This window comes from Acidithrix ferrooxidans, from assembly GCF_000949295.1.
GTDB lineage: Bacteria > Actinomycetota > Acidimicrobiia > Acidimicrobiales > Acidimicrobiaceae > Acidithrix > Acidithrix ferrooxidans.
The window spans coordinates 42,513-54,440 of the sequence record NZ_JXYS01000080.1 but is presented as its reverse complement, the minus strand read 5'-3'; the positions used below and the strand labels follow the sequence as shown (position 1 = coordinate 54,440).

Genomic DNA, 11,928 nt, shown 5'->3' with positions numbered 1-11,928 from the left:
GGCACTCATGGCAGACTCGTTAGGTTCAAATCAGACAATGCATCAGACGCTGCAGTGGTGGACTTTGATGCTGTCGTTGTCTGGTTTGTTGGAACAAGTGACGTAGAGACAACTGGCTTTCAGTTCCGGGTGTTGGCATTGATCCATCGTTTTGGATTCTTGGCTTTGGCCTCCTCGTAGACCTTGACTCGCTTGGCGAGGATCATGACATCTTCGCCGTTGTGTTTTTGGTTTGGGGTCACAAAGTTCAAGCCAGAGTGATGGTGCTCCTCGTTGTATAACTGGACGAATCCCTCGATCCAGACCCTTGCCGCCATGAGGGAGGCAAAGCCATCGTGGGGATAGCTCGCACAGTACTTGACTGTGCGAAACATCGATTCCATGTGAGCATTGTCATTCGACGTCCTGGGACGTGAGTAGGAGGCAGCTATACCAAGTAGGTAACACAGTGCCACTAGGGTTGTCCCCTTCATAGGTGAACCGTTGTCTGAATGTAGTACAGAAGGAGCGAGTGAACCCTCATTCAAAGTGGCCCTCTTTAGGACAGTTGCTAGATTTTCAGATGATTCATTCTCGTAGATCTCATAGCCGACGATCTTCCTGGAGTACAGGTCCATAATGAAGTGCAGGTAGTAGAAGAGACCTTTGATAGGCCCTGGCAGGTAGGAAATGTCGGTGACCCAAACCTCACGTGGTCCCATGGCTACATGATTGGGCTTGGAACGCCTACGAGGCAGCGCTACCCGTCCTCGTCGCTTATTGAGTCCCGCGTCTCCTAAGACCCGATAGAAGGTGGACTCTGATGCTAAATAGACTCCTTGATCCGCTAGAGCTGGGACAATCTGAGCCGGTGGCAGTGAGCGGTACTCAGGACTGGCGCACACCTTTAGGATCTCGGCCCTCTCTTGATCACTCAGGGCATTAGGTGGGGTTGGATAGACCCTGGTGAGTCGTTTATCTTCGAGGATCGCATCTGAGATCTCCTTAGGTGATGCTTTGGTGGCATCCACTCCACCTGCCTTCCTCCAACGCTCATAGGTGCTCTCGCAGATTCCCACCTCCCTTACTGCGCAAGAGAGGTTGACACCAGCGCTATTGGCCTCAGCACTCGTTCCTTTTGTTCTCTTGGGTATACCTTTTTCATGACTCCTCTATCCTCGCCCTATATATGACTGTAGTAGATTTTCCGGCAAAGACTCTGAGGGCTAGGGGATCGATACCACATATCTCAGGTAATGAAGAGTTGGAGTTGATATACGAATAGGTCTTTCGATCAGATCCAGGACGGTGAGTGTCCATATAGTTGGCACATTTGCTTTGTTTCAGATTAGTGTTTTTCTCCTTTAGCGCCAACAGAACCGGGGTAATTTATTTGTTTTGTGGGTTGGCTAAGTCGCTATATATGTTTCTCATAGTTACGGACTTGCAGGTGGCAACTATGCGAGCCGACCACACTCAAGTTATATAATTTGGACAACCAATTAATTCATCTCAAAACTCTTAGTGACTTCTTGGCCTTCAGTCAAGGGATTATCATTGTGGCAGAGTAAAGAAGTACTCCCCCGAAGTTCGTGACTGCGCATTAGGAAGGGTCAATGACCACCAGGGTAAATATCCTTGACTTCGGACATAAAGATACTGACCGTCTAGTCATCCTGTCGCTCAGAATCACTAAATGTCACCCAAGACGCTTTCGTGCTTTGATGCGTCACAGGCTGCTATAGATGTCCGTGACGGTAAAGGAACAAATACTCAACGAGAGGATTGAAACCCGTTAACTTGAGCGAGAAGTTGTGAAACGCATGAGATTTTATGAGCGGTATTTATTCTATAGCGATCTGTTTTGGAAGGTCAAAACCTGAAGAGATTCAAGTAATCGCTTGCTTGGATTGGAATAAATAAAGATGGTTGCTCCGGCCGATTGCCAGGGGAGAGTCGATTGTTGGCTCTTATCGTTATAAGTGAATTCTCAATACCAGCACTGGCTTAACGGATTTTTACCCTTTGTATCCAAATTATTTGGAAATTGCCTTAAGTACTGTTCAATTGACACCGAAAACAATAGTGCGAGCAGGATAGCGCAATAGGAGCCCAGGAAGGGCCGTATTCGGATTCGGACATTTGTGTCCAAATGAAGGATTTCGGTGAGTACTTAATGGGTGGACCTGTAGTTCAAGCATTACAATTCGCATTAGATGGCCTGACGATCCAGCAGAATGTTCAGGCAAATAATATCGCAAATGTCAGTACGCCTGGATTCACTGCTTCTAGGGTTGACTTTGCATCTTCTCTACAGAGCGCGCTGGCGTCAAGCACAAGCGGTGCTCCAGCTGTGGCTTCGGTGGCAATAACAGGTTCAAGTAGATTGCCCTCCACAAATGGAAACAACGTCTCCATGAGCCAAGAGCTTGTTGGAATTGAAAAATCTACGGTCTGGTATCAATCAGCTTCTGCTGAAATCAATAACCAATATCACCTAATGCGTGGTTCAGCGGGAGGGTCCTACTAATGTCTTTGTTTGGCCTTTTGTCAATTTCTGGTTCTGGCATTGATACTAATCAAACCTGGTTGAATGCAATTGGAAGTAATATCGCCAATATTAACGACGCGGTAAATCCAGCGAAAACGCCATTTTTGCAGCAGGAGATCGTAGCCGCACCGGGAGCGGTACCAACAGGATACGGTCCCTCTCAGAGTGCAATTCCAACATCTCCCCTAAATGGTATGGGTGTGCACGTCGCAGCTGTTACGACGAATCTTCCAAATGGAGTTCTCACCTACGATCCAACGAGCCCGGTAGCTAACGCAAGTGGCTATGTGCGCACTCCAGGGATCAGTCTTGCCGATCAGCTTGGAAACTTGAACATCGCTGAGGCAAACTATCAAGCCAATGTTGCTGTGATCAACCATGCGAAGTCGATCTATCAATCCGCATTGACGCTCGCTGTATAGTAAGCGAAAAGTTTCCTAAATTATTTACCGAGAAAGACTACCATGACTGCGATTCCGGCTATCTCCGCCATTCCATCGATCCCACCACTTCAGAGCGGATTGTCCCCTTTGAATCAAATCACGACTCCTAACTCGACTAATTCTTCATCTGCGACAGGTGCAATTGCCACAAACCCTGGCATCGGCGCAATACAGCCAATCGGAGGGGCTGCAGCTACCAGTGGAACTTCTAGCTTCGGTAATGCCCTCGCTTCGGCTGTGGATTCGATCTCTTCAGTTCAGAACCAGGCAAGTTCTCAAGCACTTCAAGTCTCTACCGGTCAAGCTAATCTCGCTGACGCGATGATCTCAGCACAGCAGGCTTCTTTGGATACCCAAGTAGCGACGGCAATTAAAACTGCTGGAGTTGGAGCGTTCAATCAAATTATGGCCATGCCGGTCTAAGAAATAGTTAGGTACTAAAGTGGCAGTTTCAGATAGCGTAGGATCGCTTAGGCAATATGGCGTAAGGTTCGCAAATGGCTTTACGTCCGGTCAAAAAGTTCTCACAGTTCTTGCCATAGCGGCTCTAGCGCTTGGTGGATTTGTGTATTCCCAGTACGCATCTAAGCCCAGTTATGCTCCTTTGTTTACTGGGTTGGCAGCATCTGACGCTGCTGCTATGACGGCAAAGCTTCAGGCGGCGGGCGTTCCGTATCAAATAGCTGACGGTGGAGCCACAATTATGGTCCCACAGCCAGATGTCTACCAGCAGCGCCTAAATATGGCCCAAGCAAATCTTCCAGCCAATTCGACGGTTGGCCTTGCGATCTTGGACAAAGTCGGAATTACTGCCTCGCAACTCACACAGCAAGCCGACTACCAGCGTGCCTTGCAAGGAGAACTCGCCTCTACGATCGAAGCAATCCAAGGTGTTACTGCGGCTCAGGTCAACCTTGCGTTGGTCTCTAACAATGTCTTTGCGATTTCAAATACCCAACAGCCATCTGCTTCGGTTTTGGTAACACTGGCTACCGGGACTGTTCTTAGCGCTACGCAAATCCAAGGGATCGTCCATTTAGTGGCTTCGTCGATTCCAAATCTTTCAGCATCAAACATCACCCTCGTTGATTCAAATGGAAATGTTCTCTCAGCACCGGGGATGAATACTGCGTCTTCGACCAATTCAGCAGCTACTACTGCTTATGACCAGAACCTTCAGACCGCTCTAGAGTCTCTTCTGACTCCCTTGGTGGGAGCTAACAACGCCGTGGTTCGCGTGGCTGCAACCCTGAATTTCAATCAAGTCACCACTCAGAGTCAAGCTGTTCAGACTAACCCTAAGGGAACTCCGATCACGGTTCCAACGCAGGTTCAAACTGCAACTCAGAACTTTAGCGGAACTGGATCCCCAACAGGTGGAGTTCTGGGAAGTATCACGACTAATGCCGCTACCGGTGCTGCTAATTCCACCTACCAGCAAACCAACAACACGACCAACTACGCCCTTGGCCAAATCAACCAAAGCACCACCCAAGCACCAGGGCAGGTTCAGCGGCTGAGCGTCGCAGTTTTGTTGAACTCAAAGGTAAAAGGTGTGACCCCGGCGCGAGTCTCGCAACTTGTCTCGGCGGCTGCCGGAATTGTAGCGGCCAGGGGCGATACTATCTCGGTTGTTCAAATGCCCTTTAGCGCTTTACCTAAGACTACCCCGATTGTTGGAGCGTCTTCTGCATCATCGCTTTATTCCCTGATAAAGACTGCACTGCTAGTCTTAGGCGTGATCTTGGCCATGTTCTTTGTCATTCGATCGTCCAAAAAAGAGGTTCGAGCCGAGATAGATATTCCTGCCTATAGCGATTATTACGATGAGATTCCAGAGGCACAGGTTCGTCAACTTCCACCTGCTGAAGCTCCGATGATTTCAACTGAAATTGTGAGCTTTATAGAGAGCCAGCCTGAAGATGTCGCCAAGCTGCTTCGAGTCTGGATGACTTCAGCCGTAAAGGCGGGATGATGGCGGTGAAAGCCAGCGAACTCACAGGAACCCAAAGAGCAGCCATTGTTTTGGTGCAACTCGGAAGAGATGTTGCTGGTCGGATCCTTCGATCGATGTCGGAGACTGAGGCGATATCGCTCACGCTCGAAATAGCGCGCCTTCCAAAGATTGAAAATGATCTGAATCGTCAAATTGCTGATGACTTTATTAATTCTTTGGCTGGAATTAGAAACCTCACCCAAGGCGGAGTTGACACCGCCAGGGATTTTTTGGCCTCTCGAATTGGAGCCCAGGCGGCCGAAGAGATACTTGATGAATTTTCTGGATCTCAGGCAAATAATCCGGTTTCGTTTTTGGCACATGTGGATGCGGGCCAGACTGCTTCTTACCTTCAAGATGAGCACCCGCAGATAGTCGCAGTAATTCTAAGTTTTTTGTCCCCAGATACTGCGGCTGCAATTTTGTCTGCACTTCCGGATGTTTCGCGCGCCGATATAGCTAGGCGAATAGCCAACATGGAGCGAGTTGACCCAGAGGTTCTAGAGCTTGCTGCATCGGTCTTGCAGAGAAAGCTTGCTGGTCTGGCAAAAGCTGGGCAAACTTCTAGCAGAGGTGGGGTCTCAGCAGTTGTGGAGATGCTGAATCGGGCAGAGCAAAATACAGAAAAGAGGATCCTAAGCGACTTAGATGCCATGGATCCTGAATTGGCTGACCGAATTAGAACGCAGATGTTTGTCTTTGAAGATGTGATGAATTTGGACGATCGAACGCTTCAACGCATCCTTCGGCAGGTTGTGCCTAAGGATCTAGCCGTCGCACTCAAGGGTGTTCCAAACGACATGAGAGAAAAGGTCCTAAAGAATATGTCAGAGCGTGCTGCTGGGGACTTGGTCGATGAGATCGAGACGCTTGGTGCTATGAGGGTTTCAGCTGTTGAAGCGGCACAGTCGGCGGTCGTTAGGGTTGTACGCGAATTGGAGTCAGCTGGAGAGATTGTTCTCACTCGAAACGATGAGGAGATGATCTAATGAGCCGCAATCGATATGAAAATATGGACGCATCTACGAGAGCTGTTTTGCGATTTGGAGCAATGCGCGATAATCCAGAGCTGATCTCACCACTTGAGCTACCATCGGTTGCATCTTATTCATCCGAGGGGAATCCCTCATCAGGCTTCGAATCCCAAGAAAAAGAGAGAATACGCCAGGATGCATTTGAGGAGGGAAGGCTAAAGGGTTACAACGAAGCAAGAGAACAAGCCCAAAGTGAATTTGGAGCAAAGGTTCGAGCCTTTGATTCAGCAATATCGTCACTCTCTCAAGCCATCGAGTCAATCTCGTCAAAGAGCGAAATCCTAGAGATGACTGAGTCAACCGACCTAGCTACCTTCGTGGTTGACTTGGTGGAAGCAGTGTTATCTGCCCCTATCTTCGATCAGCGTCAGAGATTGATCGAGGTGCTCAAGAGTACCATCTCCATGAGTATCGATGCTAAAGCTGTCACGATTCGACTCAATCCTAAAGATTTCCAAGTGGTTTCAGTCGCCTTTGAAGAGCGAAAGATTCCACCTCCGTCAGGACTCTTGCTAGTTGAAGATCCGGATATAGAGGCTGGCGCCGCAATATTAGAGGCGGATTCCATGAAACTCGATCTTCAGATCTCTTCAGCATTGGCTCGCATGAGGGAAGTCCTTAATGAACTAGGAAACGACTAATGATACCTAGTTCTATCAAAGATGCCCTTCGTGAGGGAGCAGCATTTCGCCCAGTTGGGAAGGTCTCTCGAATCACCGGCCTTCAGCTTGAGATAGAAGGCGTTAGCGCGGCAATTGGCGACTTGGTAATGGTCCAACGAGATGATGGTTTTATGGAAGCAGAAGTAGTGGCCGTTCGAGAGGGGCGTTTGATTTGCACTCCATTTGGTCATTTACGTGGCCTTCGTTTCGGAAGTTCTGCAATGCCAGCAGGTCGGCCACCAACAATTCGAGTCGGCGAATCGCTTTTGTCGCGAGTGGTCGATGCCCGAGGGTACCCGATCGATGGCGGTAAGCCTATTAGTGGTGGCGAAGTGATATCAGTTCATGGAGAGCCGCCAAGTCCCATGGCGAGAGGAACGATCTCACGTCAGATCCCTCTAGGCGTACGGGTGCTTGACACCTTAGTTCCCTGTGGAATTGGCCAGCGCCTTGGGATCTTTGCTGGCTCTGGAGTCGGCAAGTCCACAATGCTGTCGATGATAGCTCGCGGTAGCGCGGCCGATATAAATGTAGTCGCACTCATAGGCGAACGAGGTCGGGAGGTAAATGAGTTCATTTTGAACGATCTTGGGACTGACGGCTTGGCGCGTTCGGTAATTGTGGTGGCTACCTCTGACGAACCTGCCTTGGTGAGAATCAGGGCCGCATTTACCGCTACTCGTATTGCAGAATGGTTTAGGGATCAGGGCAACTCAGTAGTGCTAATGATGGATTCGCTAACGCGTTTAGCTATGGCTCAACGAGAAGTTGGATTAAGTGCCGGCGAGCCACCAGCTACACGGGGATATCCACCATCTGCCTTTGCCCTTTTGCCTAAGTTGCTCGAGAGAGCTGGAAACTCCGAATTAGGTAGCATAACTGGTTTGTACACAGTTTTGGTTGATGGCGATGAGATGAACGAGCCAATATCAGATGCCGCACGGTCGATTTTGGATGGTCATATTGTTTTGTCACGGCGGTTAGCTACCTCAGGTCAGTATCCAGCTGTTGATGTATTGGAGTCGATCTCTCGTCTTGAAGGCGCAATATTGACACCTGAACGCAGAGCCTTGTGCACAAGATCTCGAAGGTTGATGGCCACCTATCGCGAGGCGCGCGATCTAATTGAGGTAGGTGCCTATCAGCGTGGCTCTAATCCTGAGATCGACCTATCTATCTCAGTCAAACCACGACTGGATGAATTCTTACGTCAGACTATCGATGATCAAAGTGATGTGGATCTAGCCTTTGGGCGACTTGGTGAGATTTTGAATTCCTCCTACGAAGAGGTGTCTCGATGAAGAAGTTCGTCTTTTCCCTGGAGCGGCTGATGCGCCTTGCTCAGATGCGCGAGGAGGTGGCTCGGGCACAGCTTTTAACTCAGGAGAATATCGTTCGTCTCGCGGAGGTCCAGGTGAAGACGAGGTCTCATTCTTTATCTGCCATGAGCTTTAATGCCTCTTCCAAAGAGGAGTTGCAAGGCACCTTCGCCCTTCAGCTAAACGGAGTGGAAGCCCTGGAATTTTCTGAGCGAGAAAAGTCGATTGCTCTTGATCAGAGAGATAGTGCAAAGGGTAAGTGGACCGTTGAAAAGCGTTCATTCGAATCGCTTTCTCGTTTAGAGGAACGCGATTATAGAAGCTACATAGAGGAACTAACACGCTTTGAACAGATGGAAAACGATGAAGTTGGATCTGTTATGTGGTATATGAGAAAGAGAGAGGACGAACAATGAGTATGGTTAGCCCCGCTCCATCGAGCTCTTCTTCTGTGAACCCATCGGTCCAAATGAGCCAAAGTGCGATTTCAGGCATTTTGGCTACCATAAATTCCATCTCTAACATGGGCAAGACCTTGGCAAGCAGCGTTGATGCAGCGGTACCTTCAAGTGCATCGTTTGCCTCGGCTTTAGCATCTGCGACTCCTAGCGGATTGATCAATGGCGCAAACCTATTGCAGAACTTAAATAATGCGGCAAATCCATCGGCGACAAATTTATCTAATGCGGCAGCGGTAACTTCTCAAGTTCCATCACAGCCCACATCACCCAGCGGCGCACAAGCTCTCGCCACAGGCAATTGGGCATTTTCACCATCTACTACCCCCTCTGTGTCTCCTGCATCTCCTACGTTTGCTACATCTCCAGCGTCTCCTGTAGCTTCGAGCGGAACTATCACAGGGGGCGCGCCTGTCGTAAATGGTGCATCTGTAGTTAGTGATGCTATGCAATATCTAGGTGTGCCTTACCAATGGGGTGGGGCCTCTCCATCAACAGGATTTGACTGCTCGGGCCTGGTGCAAAAGGTATTTTCGGATCTCGGCGTCTCACTTCCTCGAACCGCGGCTCAACAACAGAGCACAGGAACCCCAGTTGCATCATTGGCACTTGCACAACCTGGCGATCTGATCTTTTATGGAAGCCCTGCTTATCACGTTGGCATTTATATAGGTAATGGAAAGATGATCGATGCTCCAAAAGCAGGCCAGAACGTTCAGGTAAATTCGGTTGGCACTCCTACTTCAATTGTGCGAATAACTGGCGCAACAGCAAATCCTTCTTTGGTGAGCCAAGCTGGAAGCTACCTTCCGACCTTCCAGGCTGCGGCTGCGGCAAATCACATTGATGTGAACTTGTTGCTTTCAATCGCTAAAGTCGAGTCAAACTTTAATCCAAATGCCGTTTCGTCGGCGGGCGCCCAAGGCATAATGCAGATAATGCCATCAACGGCTAGCGGTCTTGGAATTAACCCAATGAATCCAACCCAAGCTATCTATGGCGCTGCTCAGTTGCTCAGCGAAAAGCTTGGAGCCTTCAAGACCCCGGCTTTAGCTGCAGCTGCCTATAATGCCGGCGACAATGCGGTAAGAGCCTATGGAGGAATTCCTCCGTATCCAGAAACTCAAAATTACGTCACCTCGGTACTTCAGAATATGAAAGGAGCAGCTGCATGATAAGTGTTTCTGCATCCAATTCGTCCTCTAGCTCTACAGTAAGTTCAACGCCAAATTCAAATGGGTCCTCCTCGTCAGGCGGTTCCTCTTTTTTAGATGCGATCTCGCAGGCGACATCCCCTCCCAATGCTGCAACATCTAACGCTGCATCAAGTTCTTCGTCTCAAACTATCTCTCGCGTCAGTGACACTATCGGCCAAGGGGCATCTGCTTCCCAAACCAATATGAGCACACCTACCTCTTCTCAGAGTCAAGATGCGACCTCAAAGAGCCCTGCGGTCGCGAATAGTTCTTCGAATGGGGTGAATAATGGTCCTAAAGGTGCTGCTATTTCGACAGTGATGCTGACAGATGTCAGTGTCGCAAATGGCACTGGACCAGCGACTAATCCGTCTTTAGCCAGTGTTGTTTCGGATGCCAAAAATGCTTATCTCGCAAATTCAAATTCCCAGCCAATAACTACAATTGGCGCGCCTTTGGACAAGCAACCTACGAAGACAACCACAACCACAGCTACCAAATCAAAGTCGAAACCTATTTCATCACCTGGTAATTCGATAGGGTCACCGGCACAGTCGACCACTGTTCCGAATCAGATTTTGTCGAATCAGCTTGCACCAATCACGATTGCATTGAGTGCTTCCAATCTCTCAAGTAAGGTGGCATCTTCGAGCACCAATGGCCAAAGCGTCCAAAGTGCATCAAAGCAAGGTGCTTCGGTATCTTTGGTTAGTGCCTCAGTGTCAGAGAGTGCTCTTTTGCCAAATCAGCTTGGAAACAAATCCAGCACTGCTGCTGCGCCGGAGGCGACGGCCTCTAATAAGGCGATTCAAAATTCAAACAGTCCGACTTTTGTTTTGGGAGAGAATTTAGCCAAAACAGTCCCTAACCAAACCCAAGATGCATCGAGTGTGAGTCAGCCTTTGTCTTCTAGTCAAAGTCAACAGGAGGCGTCTTCTAAAGGTGCAGCCCCTATTGATTTTACTAGTGCACTTATGAGCGGCTCTAAAATGACTTCTTCTTCAGCACAGATTGGCGGATCAGGTGCTTCTGGTATCTCTTCAACCTTGGTTGGCGAAGCTACTAAGGCGGCTGCGTCTCAGAGTCATACTTCTGGTAATTTAACCCCAGGAACACAGAACCAACCAAGCGTTGCCACAGTTGGCCCCTCAGAAGAGAAGTTGGCTAGTCTTTTAGCCAACTTTGGAACTATTGCATCAAACGACCCAACTTCTGGCGCGCCGAAGACTTTGACCATTTCATTTCCGACGCCCCTTGCACCTTCTGAAGCTATCTCAAGTGCGATAGCAACATTGGGGATTAAGGCTGGGATGGGCGCAAATGTGGAACTTATTATTACACCACCAAATCTTGGACCAATCACAGCACATATGACCATTGATTCAGGCGGTCTAGTGGTCTCTTTGACCTCTAGCAATTCAGCAACTAATTCCCTTCTATTGCGACATGCTGGCCAACTCACGAGTGAACTTACGAGTGCATCTGGCCTATCTACCCACTTAGATTTTTCGCAGAATCGCTCGTTTGGGCAAAGAAGTCCTACCCCGAGCGCATTTTCACCAACGGCCGCCACAGCCGTTCTAGACGGACCTATCGAAAATCAACAGCCCTCGCCCGCTTCGCTTTCTTCAGTTTTGATCAGCGGATATCACGTACTTGATATGCGTCTTTGAAGTGACTAATGAGAGAACTATCTATTTTTTGAGAGAAGGAAATTAATGTCATCTATTTCATCGATACCGGCGATACCACCGATCATCCCACCTGCGATGCCGACCTTTAGCTCGATCGCATCACCCACAACCACCACTTCAACCTCGACGACGCCTACCAGTACCACGCCTACCAGTACTTCTACGACGACGCCTACTACGTCATCCACTTCGACGACACCAAGTTCGTCCTCGTCGGGTGGTTCGAGTGCAACTTCGACCAATGCGATTGCTTCGATGAATTCGAGTGAGTTTTTGCAACTATTAGTCGCACAGCTGCAGAATCAAAACCCCCTGAATCCAACAAATCCGACTACCTTTGTAACTCAAACTGCACAACTTACGATGGTTCAGGCGCTTCAAGCGGTTCAAACATCGTCAGCTCAAACGAACCAGGAGATGGGGGTGATGGCGTCGACGTCGATGATCGGTAAGACGGTTTCGGGTACATTATCCAATGGAACACCTTTTTCGGGTTTGGTATCTTCTGTCTCCGTAACAGCAAGTGGGCCAAATTTAAATGTTGGTTCTCAATCCGTGCCACTCGCAAGCGTCAGCTCAGTCTCTTAGATCTTGCT

General features: G+C 49.0%; 13 protein-coding genes and 1 pseudogene. 11 read left to right on the top strand and 3 right to left on the bottom strand.

All coding sequences use genetic code 11. The features are described 5' to 3' along the window. Positions 1–119 precede the first annotated feature (119 nt). Positions 120–1,133, bottom strand: coding sequence for an IS3 family transposase (locus AXFE_RS12680; protein WP_052606330.1), 1,014 nt, complete (start codon positions 1,131–1,133; stop codon positions 120–122). Positions 1,134–1,140: 7 nt separating this feature from the next. Beyond that, positions 1,141–1,299, bottom strand: coding sequence for a hypothetical protein (locus AXFE_RS20070; RefSeq protein ID WP_160291854.1), 159 nt, complete (start codon positions 1,297–1,299; stop codon positions 1,141–1,143). An 832-nt stretch (positions 1,300–2,131) separates the two neighbouring features. On the opposite strand from AXFE_RS20070, the gene AXFE_RS12675 reads away from it, so the two are divergent. From AXFE_RS12675 to fliK, 10 genes are read left to right on the top strand one after another with little or no spacing between them, the layout of a single operon-like run. Further along, positions 2,132–2,509, top strand: a complete 378-nt coding sequence (locus tag AXFE_RS12675) for a flagellar basal body rod protein FlgB (protein ID WP_082058730.1) — start codon at positions 2,132–2,134, stop codon at positions 2,507–2,509. Beyond that, positions 2,509–2,952, top strand: coding sequence for a flagellar basal body rod protein FlgC (locus AXFE_RS12670; RefSeq protein ID WP_052606328.1), 444 nt, complete (start codon positions 2,509–2,511; stop codon positions 2,950–2,952). The genes AXFE_RS12675 and AXFE_RS12670 overlap by 1 nt, the downstream gene beginning before the upstream one ends. 42 nt (positions 2,953–2,994) lie before the next feature. Next, the gene (locus tag AXFE_RS12665) at positions 2,995–3,396 is read left to right on the top strand and encodes a flagellar hook-basal body complex protein FliE (RefSeq protein ID WP_052606327.1); all 402 of its coding nucleotides are present in this window, start codon (positions 2,995–2,997) and stop codon (positions 3,394–3,396) included. A gap of 19 nt (positions 3,397–3,415) precedes the next feature. Next, positions 3,416–4,948 (top strand): flagellar basal-body MS-ring/collar protein FliF, encoded by a 1,533-nt coding sequence (fliF, locus tag AXFE_RS12660; protein WP_052606326.1) that lies wholly within the window; start codon positions 3,416–3,418, stop codon positions 4,946–4,948. A 5-nt stretch (positions 4,949–4,953) separates the two neighbouring features. After that, positions 4,954–5,958 (top strand): flagellar motor switch protein FliG, encoded by a 1,005-nt coding sequence (fliG, locus tag AXFE_RS12655; RefSeq protein WP_160291853.1) that lies wholly within the window; start codon positions 4,954–4,956, stop codon positions 5,956–5,958. Further along, the gene (locus tag AXFE_RS12650; protein ID WP_052606324.1) at positions 5,958–6,644 is read left to right on the top strand and encodes a FliH/SctL family protein; all 687 of its coding nucleotides are present in this window, start codon (positions 5,958–5,960) and stop codon (positions 6,642–6,644) included. The genes fliG and AXFE_RS12650 overlap by 1 nt, the downstream gene beginning before the upstream one ends. Continuing rightward, a complete protein-coding gene (locus tag AXFE_RS12645; RefSeq protein WP_052606323.1) occupies positions 6,644–7,966 on the top strand; it encodes a FliI/YscN family ATPase in 1,323 nt (440 codons plus the stop codon). The genes AXFE_RS12650 and AXFE_RS12645 overlap by 1 nt, the downstream gene beginning before the upstream one ends. After that, a complete protein-coding gene (locus tag AXFE_RS12640; protein WP_052606322.1) occupies positions 7,963–8,400 on the top strand; it encodes a hypothetical protein in 438 nt (145 codons plus the stop codon). Before AXFE_RS12645 ends, AXFE_RS12640 begins: the two co-directional genes overlap by 4 nt. Further along, on the top strand, positions 8,397–9,617 hold the full coding sequence (locus AXFE_RS12635) for an NlpC/P60 family protein (RefSeq protein WP_152626078.1): 1,221 nt from the start codon (positions 8,397–8,399) through the stop codon (positions 9,615–9,617). The genes AXFE_RS12640 and AXFE_RS12635 overlap by 4 nt, the downstream gene beginning before the upstream one ends. Next, the gene (gene fliK, locus AXFE_RS12630; RefSeq protein ID WP_052606321.1) at positions 9,614–11,311 is read left to right on the top strand and encodes a flagellar hook-length control protein FliK; all 1,698 of its coding nucleotides are present in this window, start codon (positions 9,614–9,616) and stop codon (positions 11,309–11,311) included. Before AXFE_RS12635 ends, fliK begins: the two co-directional genes overlap by 4 nt. A 17-nt stretch (positions 11,312–11,328) precedes the next feature. On the opposite strand, the gene AXFE_RS20825 is transcribed toward fliK, so the two are convergent. Beyond that, complete coding sequence (locus AXFE_RS20825) at positions 11,329–11,574, bottom strand: hypothetical protein (RefSeq protein WP_052606320.1); 246 nt, start codon at positions 11,572–11,574, stop codon at positions 11,329–11,331. A 1-nt stretch (position 11,575) separates the two neighbouring features. Here AXFE_RS20825 and AXFE_RS20820 point away from each other — a divergent pair. Continuing rightward, positions 11,576–11,920, top strand: a pseudogene (locus tag AXFE_RS20820) (flagellar hook capping FlgD N-terminal domain-containing protein); the annotation flags it as partial. Positions 11,921–11,928 lie beyond the last annotated feature (8 nt).